The organism is Lelliottia sp. AC1 (genome assembly GCF_023278595.1).
In the GTDB taxonomy this organism is placed as follows: domain Bacteria; phylum Pseudomonadota; class Gammaproteobacteria; order Enterobacterales; family Enterobacteriaceae; genus Enterobacter; species Enterobacter nimipressuralis.
The window spans coordinates 3,058,067-3,075,849 of record NZ_CP025699.1 but is presented as its reverse complement, the minus strand read 5'-3'; the positions used below and the strand labels follow the sequence as shown (position 1 = coordinate 3,075,849).

The following is a 17,783-nucleotide window of genomic DNA, read 5'->3' as shown; positions in this document are numbered from 1 at the left end:
TAAGGCCATTTCATGAAAATCAAAACTCGCTTCGCGCCCAGCCCGACAGGCTATCTGCACGTCGGTGGTGCCCGTACTGCTCTTTATTCCTGGCTTTTTGCACGTAACCACGGCGGTGAGTTCGTGCTGCGTATTGAAGACACCGATCTCGAGCGTTCCACACCGGAAGCTATTGAAGCCATCATGGATGGCATGAACTGGCTGAACCTGGAGTGGGATGAAGGCCCGTATTTCCAGACGAAACGTTTTGATCGCTATAACGCCGTCATTGATGAAATGCTGGTCGCAGGCACCGCGTATAAATGTTACTGCTCCAAAGAGCGTCTGGAAGCGCTGCGTGAAGAGCAAATGGCGAACGGCGATAAGCCTCGCTACGACGGCCGCTGCCGCCACAGCCATGAGCATCATGCTGCTGATGAGCCATGCGTAGTGCGTTTTGCTAACCCGCAGGAAGGCTCTGTGATCTTTGACGATCAGATCCGTGGCCCGATTGAGTTCAGCAACCAGGAGCTGGACGATCTGATTATTCGTCGTACCGACGGCTCACCGACCTACAACTTCTGCGTTGTAGTGGATGACTGGGATATGGAAATCACTCACGTTATCCGTGGTGAAGACCATATCAACAACACGCCACGTCAGATCAACATCCTGAAAGCGCTGAATGCGCCTGTGCCGGTTTATGCGCACGTGTCGATGATTAACGGTGACGACGGTAAAAAACTGTCCAAACGTCACGGTGCCGTGAGCGTGATGCAGTACCGTGATGACGGCTATTTGCCAGAAGCACTGCTGAACTACCTGGTGCGTCTGGGCTGGTCCAGCGGCGATCAGGAGATCTTCAGCCGTGAAGAGATGATCAAGCTGTTCTCCCTGAATGCCGTGAGCAAATCTGCCAGTGCGTTTAACACTGATAAACTGCTGTGGCTGAACCACCACTACATCAACACCATGCCAGCCGAGTACGTTGCGACCTATTTGCAGTGGCACATTGAGCAGGCAAACATTGATACCCGTACCGGTCCGGAACTGGCGGATCTGGTCAAACTGCTGGGTGAGCGCTGCAAAACCCTGAAAGAGATTGCGGAAAGCTGCCGTTATTTCTACGAAGAGTTTGACGAGTTTGATGCTGACGCCGCGAAAAAACACCTGCGTCCGGTTGCGCGTCAGCCGCTCGAAGTGGTGCGCGATAAGCTGGCGGCACTGACCGACTGGACCGCAGAAAACGTTCATCATGCGATTCAGGCAACGGCCGATGAGCTGGAAGTGGGCATGGGTAAAGTCGGTATGCCACTGCGTGTAGCAGTGACCGGCGCGGGTCAGTCACCGGGCCTGGACGTTACTGTCCACGCGATTGGCAAAACCCGCAGCGTTGCGCGTATTAACAAAGCCCTGGGCTTTATTGCTGAGCGCGAAAGCCAGCAGTAATCACCCCGCTACAAACGAGCGGCAAAACGGCAGGTTATCCTGCCGTTTTTTTATGCCTGCTCTTCAGCAATACCGAGCCGGGTAAGGAATCCCTGAATACCTTCACGTGCCAGCAATACAGCGAGCCTCTCTTGTTCGAGTGGCGTCATGTTTTCAAGGGGAGCCGTCACCTGACGTAACAGGCTGGTCGTTTTCACCTCGCCATACTCAACGGACGCTTCAGCGAGCTGATAAATAGCCTGGCGGCTACGCATCGCAGGGAGACTGATAAGGTGTTCACGCACGCGGGAATCGATATGGATGAGCCTGGCCCGGCCGCCTTTCACGCCGTTCAGCGCTTCCGTTTTCCATCCTTGTTTACGTATCCAGCGGTTTACTGTTTGTTTGGCGACCCCGAGGCTATCAGCCAGCTCTTCCGTGGTCATCTTGCTCCGTAATCTTTTCATATCAACTCTGGTCGCGTATCCCTAAACGTTGTAGCAATCCGGTAATCCCATCCCGCAGTAGTAAAGTGTTTAGCTGCTTTTGCTCATCCGGTGTCATTTCATTGGCCAGGGTCAGCAGGAGAGAAGTGAGCGAACTCGTGTCGGACACGTTTTCAGCGGGCTGAGAGTCCTCAGTAATGCGAGATGCGCTGCGGATAAACTCGCGCACCTTTTCATTAACGTGGACCAGACGCGCTTTACCGCCCTGAACACCTGGCTTTGGTGATGTTTTCCAACCCTCTTTTCGTACCCATTTATTGATGGTCTGTCGGCTATAACCAGTGAGCCGGGATAACTCCTCTGGCGTCATTCGTTCCTTGATCATGCAATTACCTGAATATTAGTAGGGTTAATGAGTGCTTCATGTTATAGCACCCTTTTATTCGAAAACGTGACAGGTTTAACTACTGGCTGCGAGCAGCTTCGCAATGTGATTCATTTGCCTGATTTTTCGACGATTGAAAGGGAAGGGCTGATTTTGCCGTTGACACTCTGCGGTGGAATTCATATTATGCCGCCCGTCAACACGACAGCTTTACGTTGGGGCTATAGCTCAGCTGGGAGAGCGCTTGCATGGCATGCAAGAGGTCAGCGGTTCGATCCCGCTTAGCTCCACCAAATTCTTATCCAGGAGAGTTTGGAACGTAAAGAACTGTGGGGCTATAGCTCAGCTGGGAGAGCGCTTGCATGGCATGCAAGAGGTCAGCGGTTCGATCCCGCTTAGCTCCACCAAAATTCAGACCCTCGCCGAAAGGCGGGGGTTTTTTTATGCGTTTGTTATCAACTCCTGCCTTTTTTGTTGCCACACGTGTATGTTTACCTCTCAGACCTTTATCGAAATCAATAAATCGGAGCATTTAAACCCGGAAACTTGATTCGCTCAATTAATAAACTTACCATTCATTCAGCCAATTATTCGCCTGGGAAATAGCGCCTTGCTAAGAATGAAAAGTCACCTACGTAATAATTTACAATTATTTATGCTAGCGCAAATCTTGTGCCTGGTGATTGTTCCTTTTTCTCGCTACATTTCCCCGAAAACCTTTCTGGATGGCCATTACGTCTATTTAGCCTGGCTGCCGTTGAGCGTGATGCTGGCAGTGATCTTCTTGTTTGGCCGTCACGCTATTCTTCCCATTATTTTCAGTTTTGCGTTAACGAATCTTTATCAGTTCCAGTTAACCATACTTCAGCAGGTCGTTATCCTCTTCTGTCAGACGGCGTCGGTGTTTGCAGCGTGCGGCGTGGTGCGCGTCCTGCTGGGCAGGCGCTGGCGATTCGGGCTACCTAACCAGCATATCGGGATACGCATTTTCTGGCTGGGATTCGCCATTCCCCTCGGCATAAAAGTGTCGATGTACTTAGCCGGTTATTTCTTTGATTTTCCTCTTTCCATTTCAAACTTCTTTGGCGATGGGACACCAATTTATAACATTGTGGATATACAGAGCCTGTTTTGTGCCAGCCTGATATTTACGATGATGTTCTATTACCCCTTAAGAATGATAATTAATCCCCGCTATGCCCATACCTTCTGGTTACGCAGCATTAAGCCGTATCTTATTCAAAATAATCCCGTATTTGCATTACTCTGGCTGATGAGTTTGTCGCTGGTGATGCTGATCTTGTGCGCGCCAATTGAAGAAAACTATATCTCCGGGTATCTGGTCCCCCTCATATTTATTCTTTTTACCGTCGCGATTAGTCGGATGAGCTACGCGCTTGTTTCCCTGAGCTGGGCAATTTCCGTTTTCTTGCTGCTGACCTATAACAAAAACTTTCTTAATGGCGTGCAGAACGGCTACGCGCTGGCATTTGTCCTGTCGGTCCTGATCTCTTTCGCAATTTGTTTGATGTACATGTCGCGAATCTATCACCGCAGTGAGTGGCTGAAGCAAGGCTGGCACGAAAGGGCGCTAACCGATCCGCTCACAGGTTTAGCCAATATGCGCGCCCTGGAAGACTATTTGCAGCACTATCCGGATGCCAAAATCTGCTGTCTGCGTATGGGAAATCTGGGGTTTCTTAGCCGCCATTACGGGATGTTGATGCGCATCTACTGTAAGCGAGCCATTACCTCGTCAGTTCAGCCGTTACTGCAGACGAACGAAAAATTCTTCCAGCTGCCGGGCAGTGAATTGATTCTGGTGCTGTCAGGCCCGGACACCGGAGAGCGTCTCCAGCACATCGTCGATCGGCTGAACAGCCGCAAGATTTACTGGAACAACACCGGGCTGGACATCGAGTTTGGTGCAGCCTGGGGAGAGCTGGAAGGGCAGGAGGGCGAAAACCTTCACCATACGCTTGGGCAACTGAGCTGGCTCTCAGAGCAATCCTGCGTTACTCACAGAGTGCTGGCGCTGACGAATAGCGTTGAGAGGGTTTCAGGGCAAACAACGGAGCGCGTCTTAATGTTGAGCCGGGTAAAACGGGCGCTGGAGGAGGGGGGGGTGCGTCTGTATGCTCAGCCCATCCAGAATGCTGTGGGTGAGGGCTACCACGAAATTCTCACCCGACTGGAGAGCGACGGCGAAATCATTACCCCCGATCGTTTCATCCCGCTGATTGCCCAGTTCAACCTGAGTCATCGTTTTGACCTCTGCGTGGTGGAAAAGGTGCTGATCTGGCTGAGCACCCATGCCACACCGCCAAACAGTGCCCGTTTTTCTGTCAATCTGATGCCGATGACGCTCAATCAAAAAGACGTCGCCGCCGAAATCATTGCCCTGTTTGAGCGCTACGCCATCGCGCCGCAGGCGGTCATTCTGGAGGTCACGGAAGAGCAGGCCTTCTCGGATTCAGAATCCAGCATCCAGAATATCCAGCAGATGCGCGAGTATGGTTTTAAAATTGCGATTGATGATTTCGGGACGGGGTACGCTAACTACGAACGGTTAAAACGCCTGCAGGCTGACATCATCAAAATCGACGGATGTTTCGTAAAAGATATTTGTACTGACAGCATGGATGCGACGATTGTGGCGTCGATTTGCAATCTGGCGAAGACCAAATCCCTGTATGTGGTGGCCGAATTTGTTGAAACACCGGCGCAGCGACAGCTGTTGCTTGAGATCGGGGTCGATTATCTGCAGGGATATTTGATTGGGAAACCGCAGCCGCTTGCCGAACTGGAGGCGTAAAAAAGCCGGGGGCAAAAACCCCCGGCTTTTTTATTTCTGATTACAGTACCAGTGCAGCGATAGACGCAGACAGTACGCTCACCAGCGTTGAACCGTAAACCAGTTTCAGGCCGAAGCGAGAAACCACGTTACCTTGCTCTTCGTTCAGACCTTTAATCGCACCAGCGATGATGCCGATGGATGAGAAGTTAGCGAAGGAAACCAGGAACACAGACAGAATGCCTTCCGCGCGCGGAGAGAGCGTGCTGGCAATTTTCTGCAGATCCATCATGGCAACGAATTCGTTGGAAACCAGTTTGGTGGCCATGATACTGCCCACCTGCAGCGCTTCGTGAGCCGGAACACCCATCACCCATGCAACAGGGTAGAAGATGTAGCCCAGAATGCCCTGGAAGGAGATACCCAGCACAGCGGCGAACAGGGCGTTCAATGCAGCGATCAGGGCGATGAAGCCGATCAGCATCGCGGCCACGATAATCGCCACTTTGAAGCCTGCCAGAATGTATTCGCCCAGCATTTCGAAGAAGCTCTGGCCTTCGTGCAGGTTAGACATCTGGATATTTTCTTCGCTGGCGTCAACGCGGTACGGGTTGATCAGCGACAGCACGATAAAGGTGCTGAACATGTTCAGAACCAGCGCAGCCACCACGTATTTTGGTTCCAGCATTGTCATGTATGCACCCACGATAGACATGGATACAGTAGACATTGCGGTAGCCGCCATGGTGTACATGCGGTTGCGAGACATTTTGCCGAGGATATCTTTATACGCGATAAAGTTCTCGGACTGACCCAGAATCAGGGAGCTGACTGCGTTGAAAGATTCCAGTTTACCCATGCCGTTGACTTTGGATAACAGGAAACCGATCGCGCGAATCACAACCGGCAGAACGCGGATGTGCTGCAGGATACCGATCAGCGCAGAGATAAAGACGATTGGGCAAAGCACTTTCAGGAAGAAGAACGCCAGGCCTTGATCGTTCATGCTGCCGAAGACAAAGTTCGTCCCTTCGTTAGCAAATCCGAGCAGTTTTTCGAACATTTCGGAGAAGCCTTTCACGAAGCCCAGGCCTACGTTGGAGTTCAGGAAGAACCACGCAAGTAAAACTTCAATGACGAGCAGCTGTACAACATAACGAATACGAATGTTTTTGCGGTCTGTGCTGACCAGCAATGCAAGTGCAGTAACGACAACAAGTGCCAGGACAAAATGAAGGACGCGGTCCATATTTGCTCCAAATATGAGGCAGGTTTAATTTCCGTGCACATTCTATGTAACAAGTACAAAGAAAACGAGATCAAGACCACACTATAGTTACATCCTGTGACGAGTCTCAAAAATAGTGATCAACCATACATTTCCGTTATGTTATGTAAATGAGTGAAAAGTTACGTTTGTGTGCTACGCTTCACAAATGACTGTGCGATTTCACGCTCTGTGAGATCGTTTCATTGCATCCGCCCCACCTATCGTTCAGAGCTATCAGAGAAATCACTATAAATCATCTAAATGATCTTGATAATCATTCTCATTTTGATAGCATGAAACATAGCAAAGGCTATATTTCCAGAGGCAGAAATGACAAACAGTCGCGTAGAGGGTAGCAGTGGCAGAGCAGCGCGCAAGCTGAGGTTTGCGTTAATGGGACCTGCGTTCATCGCTGCCATTGGCTATATCGATCCGGGTAATTTTGCGACCAACATTCAGGCCGGGGCGAGCTTTGGCTACAAATTACTGTGGGTGGTGGTCTGGGCAAACCTGATGGCGATGCTCATTCAGGTGCTCTCCGCAAAACTGGGGATCGCGACGGGGAAAAACCTCGCTGAACAGATCCGCGATCACTATCCGCGTCCGGTGGTGTGGTTTTACTGGGTGCAGGCCGAAATTATCGCCATGGCCACCGATCTGGCGGAATTTATCGGCGCGGCCATCGGCTTTAAACTGATATTGGGCGTGTCGCTACTCCAGGGGGCGGTGCTCACCGGGATCGCCACTTTCCTGATTTTAATGCTTCAGCGCCGTGGTCAAAAACCGCTTGAGCTGGTGATTGGCGGCTTGCTGCTGTTTGTTGCCGCGGCCTATATTGTCGAGCTGATCTTCTCCCAGCCAAATCTGGCGCAGCTGGGTAAAGGCATGATTATTCCTACTCTGCCGACGTCAGAAGCGGTCTTCCTCGCGGCAGGCGTACTGGGTGCGACCATTATGCCGCACGTGATTTATCTGCACTCCTCGCTGACGCAGCACGCCCACGAGGGCTCACGCCGGGAGCGTTATTCGGCAACCAAATGGGATGTCGGTATTGCGATGACCATCGCCGGGTTTGTGAATCTGGCGATGATGGCGACGGCAGCAGCGGCTTTCCATTTCAGTGGCCACACAGGTATCGCCGATCTCGACCAGGCTTATCTGACGCTCGAACCACTTCTCAGCCACGCGGCGGCGACTATTTTTGGTCTGAGCCTGGTTGCAGCGGGCCTCTCGTCAACGGTGGTCGGGACGCTGGCAGGGCAGGTGGTCATGCAGGGGTTTGTGCGTTTCCATATTCCCCTGTGGGTGCGCCGCTCCGTGACGATGATGCCGTCGTTTATTGTGATCCTGATGGGGCTGGACCCGACGCGCATTCTGGTGATGAGCCAGGTGCTGCTGAGCTTCGGTATCGCGCTGGCGCTGGTGCCGCTGCTGATCTTTACCAGTAACCAGACGTTAATGGGCGATCTGGTGAATACCCGGCTGGTCAAACGTATCGGGTGGGTTATCGTGGTGCTGGTGGTGGCCCTGAACCTGTGGTTGCTGATTGGGACCGCGCTGGGGCTATAAATTATCAGAGATGAAAAAAGGAGCCAGTTGGCTCCTTTTTGTATTGAGTGATGTGTACTTAGTGATGGTGACCACCGTGTCCGTGGCCGCGTCCATGACCCGGTCGGCCACGACGATCGTCCCGGTCGCTCCAGCCTTCGCGGTAGCCGCGTTCATAGGCTTTGCGGTTGTCCCAGCCACGGTGACGGCCATTATCATGCCTCCACCAGCGGTCTTTTCGCCATTCATAGTTGCGGTGCCAGTAATCACGGTCGCGCCAGCCACCGCCGTCCCAGTAGTTACCATAATTGTCACGATCGCCAATTTGTAATTTTACTGATGGCAACAGGGTGATTTCGCCCGCATTAGCGACCAGCGGTGCTGAAGCCATTAATACAGCTGCAAGAATCAGTGACCTGAACATTCTCTTCTCCTTCACGATCGGGGCCGTAGACGGCCTGTTAACGCAATATTACGGGGCCGTAAAGCCCCGTTTAATCGCCTCAACTCCTAATTCATGGAGGGGAGCACTTTTTGCTAAAAACGGTTCTATTTTGACCGGCTCAGGATCGCGTCAATTGTATTCAGCTCGTCAGCGGTAAAGTGGAGATTTTTCAGCGTGCCAACCGCATCTTCGATTTGCGCCGTTTTGCTGGCACCAATCAGTACCGTGGTAACGGCGTCATGGCGTAGCACCCAGGCGAGCGCCATCTGCGAGAGTTTTTGGCCCCGGCTTTCGGCCAACGCGTTCAGCTCGCGAACCTGGCTGATTTTCTCTTCGGTGATCTGCTCCGGGTTCAGGAACCGGCTGCCGCTGGCGGCGCGTGAATCCGCTGGAATACCATTCAGATAACGGTCCGTCAGTTGCCCCCCGGCCAGCGGAGAGAACGGAATACAGCCGACCCCTTTTTCCTGCAGTACGGACAACAGCCCTTGTTCAGGCGCACGCTCAAACATCGAGTATTTAGGCTGGTGGATCAGGCACGGCGTGCCGAGATCGTCCAGGATCTCAATCGCCTGTCGCGCCAGTTCTGCCGGATAATTCGATAAGCCGACGTACAGCGCTTTTCCCTGTCGCACGACGTGGTCGAGGGCTCTCATCGTCTCTCGTAGCGGTGTTTCCGGGTCCGGACGGTGGTGATAGAAAATATCCACGTATTCCAGCCCCGTACGTTTCAGGCTCTGATCGAGGCTGGCAATCAGGTATTTACGCGAGCCCCAGTCACCGTAGGGACCGTCCCACATGGTGTATCCCGCTTTTGTCGAGATGATCAATTCGTCGCGGTAAGGCTGAAAATCCTCCCGAAAAATGCGACCAAAGTTTGATTCTGCGGAGCCGGGAGGTGGGCCATAGTTATTGGCCAGATCGAAGTGGGTAATGCCAAGCTCAAAGGCCCGCTGTAAAAGTTGACGACTGGTGTCAATTAAGGTGGTATCGCCAAAGTTATGCCATAAGCCGAGTGAAATGGCGGGCAGCTTCAGACCGCTCTGGCCGCAACGACGATACTGCATTGACTGATAACGCATTTTATCCGCATCAAAAACCATGCTCAGACCCTCTTACCGGAAATAATCCATCAGTGTATACGTTTACACTCACGCGCAGTAAATCAGATTACACCGCCATTTTCCGTAAAACATTCTTTCCAGTGCCTTCTTACTGCCATTCCTGGACAGTCATCACGCTTCTTTAATACTCAAAGTGAGGTCAACGTCAGAAGGACACCTGTTATGCGAACCCCCTATTGCGTCGCCGATTACCTGCTGGAACGACTAAAACACTGCGGCGCTGAACATCTGTTCGGCGTGCCAGGCGACTACAATTTGCAGTTTCTCGACCATGTTATCGACAGCCCCGACATCCGCTGGGTGGGCTGTGCCAACGAATTAAACGCCGCCTATGCCGCCGATGGCTATGCTCGCTGCAAGGGCTTTTCCGCACTGCTCACCACCTTTGGCGTGGGGGAGTTAAGCGCCATGAATGGCGTTGCCGGCAGCTTTGCGGAGTATGTGCCGGTACTGCATATCGTGGGCGCGCCGGGGAGTGCCGCCCAGCAAAAAGGTGAATTGCTGCACCACACGCTGGGCGACGGAGAGTTCCGCCATTTCTATCGGATGAGTGAGCCGGTGACCGTGGCGCAGGCCATTCTCACGGAGCAAAACGCCTGCTATGAAATCGATCGCGTGTTGTCGATCATGCTGCGGGAACGTCGCCCGGGGTATCTGATGTTGCCTGCTGACGTGGCAAAAAAACCGGCCACACCGCCTGTAAACGCTCTCACCGAGCGCACTTCTCACGCCGATAGCGCCTGTCTTAAAGCCTTCCGCGATGCGGCGGAAGCACGCATCGCTGGCAGCAAACGTACCGCATTGCTGGCCGATTTCCTGGTACTGCGTTACGGCCTGAAAGCGCCGCTGCAGAAATGGGTGAATGACACCCCGATGGCCCACGCCACCATGCTGATGGGCAAAGGGATCTTTGACGAACGTCAGCCCGGTTTTTACGGCACCTACAGCGGCTCGGCGAGCGCGGAGGGGGTGAGAGAGGCGATTGAAGAGGCCGAGACTATCATCTGCGTCGGCACGCGTTTCACTGATACGCTGACAGCCGGATTTACCCACAATCTTCCTGCGGCCCGCACTATCGAAGTTCAGCCGCACGCCGCCCGCGTGGGTGAGAGATGGTTCACCGGGATTCCGATGAGCAAAGCGGTCGAGATCTTATCCGCGCTGTGTAAACAGCACGTCAAAGATCACGCCGCGCCGTCTCGCCAGGCGCCGCTCGAACATCACTATCATGAGGGCACGCTCACGCAGGATAATTTCTGGCACACGCTGCAAACCTTCATTCGCCCCGGCGACATTATTCTCGCCGACCAGGGCACCTCCGCGTTCGGTGCGGCAGCGCTGCGCTTGCCTACAGATGTAAACTTTATCGTTCAGCCGCTGTGGGGGTCGATTGGTTACACGCTGGCGGCTGCTTTCGGCGCGCAAACGGCGTGTCCGGACCGGCGGGTGATCGTTCTGACCGGCGACGGCGCGGCGCAGCTGACCATTCAGGAGATGGGTTCGATGCTACGGGATAATCAGCATCCGGTGATTCTGGTGCTCAACAACGAAGGCTACACCGTTGAGCGGGCGATCCACGGGCCGAAACAGCGCTATAACGATATCGCGCTGTGGAACTGGACGCAGCTCCCGCAAGCCCTGAGCCAGAATGGTCAGGCTGAGTGCTGGCGGGTGAGCGAAACGGTCCAGCTGGCGGAGATCCTTGAGAAGGTCGCGCACAGCGAAAAATTGTCGCTGATCGAAGTGATGCTGCCCAAAGAGGATATTCCTCCGCTGTTAAGCGCCATCACTCAGGCACTGGAGGCGCGAAATAACGCCTGACTATTTCTTGGGCCGCCAGGCCATCAGCATCGGTTTGCCCGCCAGCAGGAGCCAGGCGGGCAACATTACAATGCAAAGCAACGGCAGCAGATTGGTATCCGGCACCACGACCACCGCCATAAACAGGCTTAGCCAGGCATCGCGCGTGACTACCAGTACAAACCCCAGAATCGAGCAGGAAACGGTAATTGCCGCCGGAACTGCATCGACGTGCTCATGCAGCATCAGGCCCAATGCCACGGCGATAAACACCGCCGGGAAGATCCTCCCACCGCGAAAGCCGCACGCGGCGGCCACGACCACCGCAGCCAGTTTCACCACAGCAAACAGGAAATAATCTGACACGCTAAACACCTGGCTGAACGCCATCTGCTGCATCTCGTCCAGCCCCTTAAACAGGGTAATCGGCCCGCCAATAGCCCCCAGAATGCCCAGCAAAAATCCGCCTACGCCCAGAATCAGCACCGGATGTTTCAGCTTGTGCACCAGCAGGTGCAGACGCGGCAGGCACCAGACGGCGACCATACCCAGCGCGATGGCGATGGCGGCAACAATCGCGCCGCTGAAAATATCGGCCAGCTGCATGTGTCCGTAGTGGGGGATGGGCAGCGAAAAGTGAGGCTGGAAGAACAGGCTGGTGGTCAGTGCCCCGGCAGCAGCGGCCATCAGTGGGGCGAAAAGGCGATCCCACAGCGGCACGTCGTTATCAGAACTCAGGGTTTGAGAAAAAATCAGTGCGGCGGCGACGGGGGTGCCAAACAACGCGCCGATGGTTCCCGCTGACGCCAGTATGGTCCAGTCCAGCGCGCCGACGCGCGGCAGGATGCGTGCGCCGAGGTACACCGCAAGGGCGATATTCACCGCCATGATCGGATGCTCTGGCCCGAGGCTCACGCCGCCCGCGAGGCCAATCACCAGCGCAAGAATCAGGCCCGGCAGTGCCATCGGATTGACCGGCGCACCGATCAGCGGCTCCAGCGCCGGATCGGGACCGGCATGTCCTGGACTAAAGCGAATCACCAGACCGACGGCCAGCCCGGTCAGGGTTAACATCAGGATGATCCACGCCGGAGAACTCACATCAACACCCAGCTGCCCCGGAAGCGTAGACCACAATAACGTCTGCAGCACCGAGGCGATTTTCATCACCACGATTAACACCAGACTCGACGCAATACCAATAATCAGCGCAGGTATTGCTAACAGCAGCATGGTTCTGGCGCGCGGATGGAGCATGATGATTTCCTTGTACAAAAATAATTAGCATGACTTTGCACAATCAGGTTGACGGCAATAGTGCAAAAGGTGCTGAAACGGTAAAGTTATTCTGTGACGAAGATCGATAATCCTGGGCCACTCGCCTTCAGGCCGTTGTTGTTATCACGCCTTGAACTTACAGTGTTCCAAAGATTTATTCTGACTTTAGCGGAGCAGTAGAAGAATGACAAAATATGCTTTAGTAGGCGATGTGGGCGGCACCAATGCCCGGCTGGCGCTATGCGATATTAATACCGGTGAAATCTCTCAGGCAAAGGCCTATTCAGGGCTGGATTATCCAAGCCTCGAAGCGGTAGTTCGCGTCTATCTGGATGAGCGTCAGGTCAGCGTCGAGGATGGCTGTATCGCCATTGCCTGCCCGATTACCGGTGACTGGGTGGCGATGACCAACCACACCTGGGCCTTTTCCATTGCCGAGATGAAAAAGAATCTCGGTTTCGCCCATCTGGAAATTATTAACGATTTTACGGCCGTTTCTATGGCGATCCCGATGCTCAAGCCTGAACATCTGATTCAGTTCGGCGGGGCCGAGCCGGTCGAAGGTAAGCCGATTGCCGTTTACGGTGCGGGTACCGGGCTGGGCGTTTCGCACCTGGTTCACGTCGATAAACGCTGGGTGAGCCTGCCGGGCGAGGGCGGTCACGTTGACTTTGCGCCAAACAGCGAAGAAGAGGGCATTATTTTGCAGGAGCTGCGCGCCGAGCTGGGGCACGTTTCCGCCGAACGTGTGCTTTCCGGTCCTGGGTTGGTTTATCTTTATCGTGCGATTGTGAAATCCGATGGGCGTCTGCCTGAAAACCTGCAGCCGAAAGATGTCACCGAGCGCGCGCTGGCCGATAGCTGCACCGACTGTCGTCGTGCGCTGTCGCTGTTCTGCGTGATCATGGGGCGCTTTGGCGGCAACCTGGCGCTGAATCTCGGCACCTTCGGCGGCGTCTATATCGCCGGTGGAATAGTGCCGCGCTTCCTCGAGTTCTTTAAAGCGTCTGGTTTCCGCGGCGGTTTTGAAGACAAAGGGCGTTTCAAGTCTTACGTGCAGGATATCCCCGTTTTCCTGATCGTGCATGACAACCCAGGCCTGCTGGGTTCCGGCGCGCATCTGCGTCAAACGCTGGGGCAGTATCTCTGATTACCTCTCGCCGCCCTCTTCTTTCTGGAGAGGGCGTTAAAAATGCATTAATTGCCTGAACTCTTTCACCTTGCTGCGACTCACCGGCACCTGAAAATCCAGATCCTTCAGCCGTAAAATATAGGTATTGTTAAACCAGGGTTCGATTTCGCGGATCTTATTGAGATTGACGCAGAACGAACGGTGACAGCGGAAAAAGTGCGAGGCGGGGAGTTTGGCGCAAAACTCGGTGATATTCATCGGCATGACAAATGAATCCCGGCGGGTATAAACGAACGTCATCTTTTCATGCGCTTCCGCATAATAAATATCATCCATCGGCGTGACGATAATCCGCTCATCCTTGATGAGATTCAGGGTGTCATTTTCGCGCGTGGCGGCGGGCGCAGGGCTGACTGCCGGGCTGTTCTGCTGCTGCCAGGCCAGCTCCAGTTTTTGCAGCATGCTGACAATGCGCGACTCCTGATAGGGTTTCAGAATGTAGTCGAACGCTTCCAGCTCAAAGGCCTCAACGGCATGCTCTTTCCACGCGGTGACAAACACAATAAACGGCTTATGGGCGAACTGATTGATATTTTGCGCCAGCAGTACGCCGTCCAGCGACGGAATATTGATATCCAGAAAAATGGCATCGACGCGGTTATGCTGCAAAAACTTCAGCACGTCCAGCCCATCCTCAAAGGTGCCCACGATCTCCATCTGGCTGTGTTCTTTGATCAGCCAGCTTAATTCCTGTTGGGCGAGGATCTCATCTTCCACAATGATGACTTTCATCGGTCACTCCGTTTAAGGCAACAACAGCGTCTGGGTATGAACGGGAAGCCGTTCATTAGGGACGTAAAAAGCGATTTCCGTGCCAGGCTCCAGGCGACGGATATGCAGCCCTTCGCCGTAAAGTAATTTTACGCGGTGATGCACATTCAGCAGACCAATTTTATTGCCTGGCATTTCGTTCGATTCCACGCGCGCAATCACGTTGGGATCGATGCCGTGGCCGGTATCGCGCACCGCCACCCGCACGCGATTCCCGCACTCTTCCACGCTAATGGTCACCACGCCTTTGCCTTTACACGGCTGGATGCCGTGAACTATCGCGTTCTCCACCAGCGGCTGGATCAGCAGGCTTGGGATCACGCAGTGCACCTCTTCATCGATATCGTAAATAACCGTGAGCTTATCGCCAAAGCGCGCCTGCTCAATCGCGATGTAATCTTTAATCTGGTACAGCTCTTTTTTGATGTCGATCTGCTCATCGTCTTTCAGCTCGATGTTGTAGCGCAGATAGCGCGACAAATTAAAAATCAGCTGACGGGCGGTGTCCGGATTCATGCGAATCGACGAAGAGATGGCGTTCAGGGCGTTAAACAGAAAATGGGGATTGATCTTACTTTGCAGCGCGCGCAGCTCTGCCTTATTTGCCATTTCCCGCAGCTGCTCAGCGCGCGACACTTCCAATTGAGTGGAGATAATCTGCGACAGGCCAATCGCCATCTCCTGTAAGGAAGAGGTGATCTGGTGCGCGTGGCAGTAATAAATTTTCAGCGTGCCGGTCACCACGCCTTTCTCCCACAGTGGAATAACCAGCATGGAGTGAATTTCAGGCGTCCGGTGTGCCTCATCATTGTTTTTAATGATGATTTTACCGTTATTGAGCGCCTGACGCGTGGTCGGGCTGATGGTATCGTCATTATCGCGGTAGTTATCTTCTCCCACGCCGACATAGGCCAGAACGTGGTCGATATTGGTGATGGCGACCGCATCCGCGTGGATATCGCGGCGAATAATATCGCAGACCTGTCGCAGCGACTCCGCGTTGACATGGCGGAACAGCGGCAGCGTTTTATTGGCAATATCGAGCGCCAGCTTTGCCTGGCGTGCGGCGCTGGCCTCTTTTTCCCCCTCGACGCTCTGCACCAGCAGTACGATAAAGCCAATACAGACGCTGCCGAGAATCATCGGAATGCCGATTTTGGAGACGATATCCAGCCCCAGCTCAACCGTGGGCGCCCAGGCCACCACGAGGATCATGGTGAGGGTTTCGCACAGCATCCCGGCGGCGATCCCCGCTCGCCAGTGCTGTTTTTTCGGGATCTTACGGTTGATCCAGCCGGACAACGCGCCTGCGATAATGCTGGTGATAAAGCAGGGGATTGCCGTGACGCCGCCGATATCAATCAGATAGCGGTGCGTACCGGCAATAATGCCGGTGATAATTCCTACCCACGGGCCAAACAGAATGCCGCCCGACATGACGGCGATAATGCGCACGTTGACCAGCGAACCTTCCACCCGCACGCCGGACCAGGTGCTGAACAGGGCAAACATAGAGAAGATCGCCGTGACGGCCAGCAGCTCTTTCGGTGAGTGAGCGGATTTGTGCAGAAGCTCGCGAAAGAGCCGGATGCGGATCAGGAAGAAGAGACAAATCAGCATTAATGCCGCGCGATCGAAGACCGCCAGCAGCATATTGAATATTTCGTGCACAAGTGAACCTGGGAAAACGGGAAAAATCTATGATAGGAAACCTTGCGCACAATGACCAGACATCCCTCTGATTTCTCAAATGGGGAAAAGCCCTCCATTTCAAAGGGGATTGCACTTTTTTGCCTGGATACGTCGCGGGTTAGCCATCAGCGGCAGGCTGTTTGTAACTCCATTGATATCATTGAGTTAAAAAATGGTATCGCCAACACGGTTTTGTTGAATCGACTTCCGCTTTTAGCCGAAAAACCCTTCCTGTTTTAAGGGACGCATTATTTTTTCACTCCCCTCTCGACAGCCGGATTTGAATCAGGCTATTTTCTAAGCACGCCACATTCGTGGCAGCGTCGCTCGGACGGTCCGGGCGCTAACGTGAATCTGAGGAATCTATGGCTGAATTCAGTCCTGAACGCCGTTTTACGCGTATCGATCGTCTCCCCCCTTATGTTTTTAATATCACTGCTGAACTGAAAATGGCTGCGCGTCGGCGCGGCGAAGACATTATCGATTTCAGCATGGGTAACCCTGACGGGCCAACGCCGCCGCACATCGTTGAAAAACTGTGCACCGTGGCGCAGCGCCCGGATACACACGGCTATTCCACCTCTCGCGGGATTCCGCGTTTGCGTCGGGCAATCTCCCGCTGGTATCAGGATCGCTATCATGTGGATATCGATCCAGAAAGCGAAGCCATCGTTACCATTGGTTCGAAAGAGGGGCTGGCGCACCTGATGCTGGCGACGCTCGATCACGGTGATACGGTGCTGGTGCCCAACCCGAGCTATCCAATCCATATTTATGGTGCAGTGATCGCAGGGGCACAGGTTCGCTCCGTGCCGCTGGTGGAGGGCGTCGACTTTTTCAACGAACTGGAACGCGCGATTCGTGAGAGCTACCCGAAACCGAAAATGATGATCCTCGGATTCCCGTCGAACCCAACGGCGCAGTGCGTCGAGCTGGAGTTCTTCGAGAAAGTGGTCGCGCTGGCGAAGCGCTATGATGTGCTGGTGGTGCACGATCTGGCATACGCCGATATCGTCTTTGACGGCTGGAAAGCGCCATCCATAATGCAGGTGCCGGGTGCGCGCGACGTGGCAGTGGAGTTCTTCACCCTGTCAAAAAGCTACAACATGGCAGGCTGGCGTATCGGCTTTATGGTTGGCAATAAAACGCTGGTCAACGCGCTGGCACGTATCAAAAGCTATCATGACTACGGCACCTTTACGCCGTTGCAGGTTGCGGCGATTGCTGCCCTGGAAGGCGATCAGCAGTGCGTGCATGACATCGCCGCGCAGTACAAACGCCGCCGCGATGTGCTGGTGAAAGGCCTGCACGAAGCGGGCTGGATGGTCGAGGTGCCGAAAGCCTCTATGTACGTATGGGCCAAAATCCCCGAGCACTATGCAGCAATGGGGTCGCTGGAGTTTGCCAAAAAGATGCTGCAGGATGCCAAAGTCTGCGTCTCGCCGGGCATTGGTTTCGGTGACTATGGCGATACCCACGTTCGCTTCGCACTTATCGAAAACAGCGACCGCATTCGTCAGGCGGTGAGAGGCATTAAAAGCATGTTCCGCGCCGACGGGTTATTGCCGGTGGAAAAGAAGAGTTCGACTGAATCTGACTAGTCGAATTTTGCATAAAAAAACAGGAGCCAA

At 53.9% G+C, this 17,783-nt stretch carries 14 protein-coding genes and 2 tRNA genes; 8 read left to right on the top strand and 8 right to left on the bottom strand.

Features of this window, described 5'->3' with window-relative positions; all coding sequences use genetic code 11:
* Positions 1-12: 12 nt before the first annotated feature.
* The gene (gene gltX, locus C0560_RS14560; protein WP_107703161.1) at positions 13-1,428 is read left to right on the top strand and encodes a glutamate--tRNA ligase; all 1,416 of its coding nucleotides are present in this window, start codon (positions 13-15) and stop codon (positions 1,426-1,428) included.
* A 50-nt stretch (positions 1,429-1,478) separates the two neighbouring features.
* Here gltX and C0560_RS14555 read toward each other — a convergent pair whose 3' ends face one another.
* Together C0560_RS14555 and C0560_RS14550 are read right to left on the bottom strand one after the other, a co-directional pair.
* Positions 1,479-1,874 carry a YfeC-like transcriptional regulator gene (locus tag C0560_RS14555; protein ID WP_248858846.1) on the bottom strand — a complete coding sequence of 132 codons (396 nt, stop codon included), beginning with the start codon at positions 1,872-1,874 and terminating at the stop codon, positions 1,479-1,481.
* Position 1,875: 1 nt separating this feature from the next.
* Positions 1,876-2,238: a YfeC-like transcriptional regulator gene (locus C0560_RS14550; protein WP_248858843.1), complete on the bottom strand. Its 363-nt coding sequence runs from the start codon at positions 2,236-2,238 to the stop codon at positions 1,876-1,878.
* A gap of 217 nt (positions 2,239-2,455) precedes the next feature.
* Between C0560_RS14550 and C0560_RS14545 the strand changes: the two genes are divergently transcribed.
* The 3 genes from C0560_RS14545 to C0560_RS14535 all read left to right on the top strand — a co-directional run bounded on the left by C0560_RS14545 (position 2,456) and on the right by C0560_RS14535 (position 5,053).
* A tRNA-Ala gene (locus C0560_RS14545) sits at positions 2,456-2,531 on the top strand.
* Positions 2,532-2,569: 38 nt separating this feature from the next.
* A tRNA-Ala gene (locus C0560_RS14540) sits at positions 2,570-2,645 on the top strand.
* Positions 2,646-2,857: 212 nt separating this feature from the next.
* Positions 2,858-5,053, top strand: a complete 2,196-nt coding sequence (locus C0560_RS14535; RefSeq protein ID WP_371923350.1) for an EAL domain-containing protein — start codon at positions 2,858-2,860, stop codon at positions 5,051-5,053.
* Between the two features lie 40 nt (positions 5,054-5,093).
* Here C0560_RS14535 and nupC read toward each other — a convergent pair whose 3' ends face one another.
* Positions 5,094-6,281, bottom strand: coding sequence for a nucleoside permease NupC (gene nupC, locus C0560_RS14530; protein WP_100779389.1), 1,188 nt, complete (start codon positions 6,279-6,281; stop codon positions 5,094-5,096).
* Between the two features lie 351 nt (positions 6,282-6,632).
* On the opposite strand from nupC, the gene C0560_RS14525 reads away from it, so the two are divergent.
* Positions 6,633-7,871 carry an Nramp family divalent metal transporter gene (locus tag C0560_RS14525; RefSeq protein WP_100779390.1) on the top strand — a complete coding sequence of 413 codons (1,239 nt, stop codon included), beginning with the start codon at positions 6,633-6,635 and terminating at the stop codon, positions 7,869-7,871.
* Positions 7,872-7,929: 58 nt separating this feature from the next.
* On the opposite strand, the gene ypeC is transcribed toward C0560_RS14525, so the two are convergent.
* Both ypeC and mgrA read right to left on the bottom strand, forming a co-directional pair.
* On the bottom strand, positions 7,930-8,274 hold the full coding sequence (gene ypeC / locus C0560_RS14520) for a DUF2502 domain-containing protein YpeC (RefSeq protein WP_100779391.1): 345 nt from the start codon (positions 8,272-8,274) through the stop codon (positions 7,930-7,932).
* Positions 8,275-8,399: 125 nt separating this feature from the next.
* Positions 8,400-9,398: an L-glyceraldehyde 3-phosphate reductase gene (gene mgrA, locus C0560_RS14515; protein WP_248858837.1), complete on the bottom strand. Its 999-nt coding sequence runs from the start codon at positions 9,396-9,398 to the stop codon at positions 8,400-8,402.
* A gap of 183 nt (positions 9,399-9,581) precedes the next feature.
* Here mgrA and ipdC point away from each other — a divergent pair, with 183 nt between their 5' ends.
* Positions 9,582-11,240: an indolepyruvate decarboxylase gene (gene ipdC / locus C0560_RS14510; protein WP_123427156.1), complete on the top strand. Its 1,659-nt coding sequence runs from the start codon at positions 9,582-9,584 to the stop codon at positions 11,238-11,240.
* Here ipdC and C0560_RS14505 read toward each other — a convergent pair whose 3' ends face one another.
* Complete coding sequence (locus tag C0560_RS14505; RefSeq protein WP_100779395.1) at positions 11,241-12,476, bottom strand: ion channel protein; 1,236 nt, start codon at positions 12,474-12,476, stop codon at positions 11,241-11,243. It lies immediately after the preceding gene.
* 205 nt (positions 12,477-12,681) lie between these two features.
* Between C0560_RS14505 and glk the strand changes: the two genes are divergently transcribed.
* On the top strand, positions 12,682-13,647 hold the full coding sequence (gene glk, locus C0560_RS14500; protein WP_100779396.1) for a glucokinase: 966 nt from the start codon (positions 12,682-12,684) through the stop codon (positions 13,645-13,647).
* Positions 13,648-13,683: 36 nt separating this feature from the next.
* On the opposite strand, the gene C0560_RS14495 is transcribed toward glk, so the two are convergent.
* Positions 13,684-14,421 carry a LytTR family DNA-binding domain-containing protein gene (locus C0560_RS14495; protein ID WP_100779397.1) on the bottom strand — a complete coding sequence of 246 codons (738 nt, stop codon included), beginning with the start codon at positions 14,419-14,421 and terminating at the stop codon, positions 13,684-13,686.
* A 12-nt stretch (positions 14,422-14,433) separates the two neighbouring features.
* Complete coding sequence (locus C0560_RS14490; protein WP_231276614.1) at positions 14,434-16,131, bottom strand: sensor histidine kinase; 1,698 nt, start codon at positions 16,129-16,131, stop codon at positions 14,434-14,436.
* Between the two features lie 386 nt (positions 16,132-16,517).
* Here C0560_RS14490 and alaC point away from each other — a divergent pair, with 386 nt between their 5' ends.
* Complete coding sequence (alaC, locus tag C0560_RS14485) at positions 16,518-17,753, top strand: alanine transaminase (RefSeq protein ID WP_100779399.1); 1,236 nt, start codon at positions 16,518-16,520, stop codon at positions 17,751-17,753.
* The last annotated feature ends 30 nt before the right edge of the window (positions 17,754-17,783 follow it).

Coding starts and splice junctions, on each gene's coding strand:
- gltX (WP_107703161.1), top strand. CDS start 13: ATGAAAATCAAAACTCGCTTCGCGCCCAGCCCGACAGGCTATCTGCAC.
- C0560_RS14555 (WP_248858846.1), bottom strand. CDS start 1,874: ATGAAAAGATTACGGAGCAAGATGACCACGGAAGAGCTGGCTGATAGC.
- C0560_RS14550 (WP_248858843.1), bottom strand. CDS start 2,238: ATGATCAAGGAACGAATGACGCCAGAGGAGTTATCCCGGCTCACTGGT.
- C0560_RS14535 (WP_371923350.1), top strand. CDS start 2,858: ATGAAAAGTCACCTACGTAATAATTTACAATTATTTATGCTAGCGCAA.
- nupC (WP_100779389.1), bottom strand. CDS start 6,281: ATGGACCGCGTCCTTCATTTTGTCCTGGCACTTGTTGTCGTTACTGCA.
- C0560_RS14525 (WP_100779390.1), top strand. CDS start 6,633: ATGACAAACAGTCGCGTAGAGGGTAGCAGTGGCAGAGCAGCGCGCAAG.
- ypeC (WP_100779391.1), bottom strand. CDS start 8,274: ATGTTCAGGTCACTGATTCTTGCAGCTGTATTAATGGCTTCAGCACCG.
- mgrA (WP_248858837.1), bottom strand. CDS start 9,398: ATGGTTTTTGATGCGGATAAAATGCGTTATCAGTCAATGCAGTATCGT.
- ipdC (WP_123427156.1), top strand. CDS start 9,582: ATGCGAACCCCCTATTGCGTCGCCGATTACCTGCTGGAACGACTAAAA.
- C0560_RS14505 (WP_100779395.1), bottom strand. CDS start 12,476: ATGCTCCATCCGCGCGCCAGAACCATGCTGCTGTTAGCAATACCTGCG.
- glk (WP_100779396.1), top strand. CDS start 12,682: ATGACAAAATATGCTTTAGTAGGCGATGTGGGCGGCACCAATGCCCGG.
- C0560_RS14495 (WP_100779397.1), bottom strand. CDS start 14,421: ATGAAAGTCATCATTGTGGAAGATGAGATCCTCGCCCAACAGGAATTA.
- alaC (WP_100779399.1), top strand. CDS start 16,518: ATGGCTGAATTCAGTCCTGAACGCCGTTTTACGCGTATCGATCGTCTC.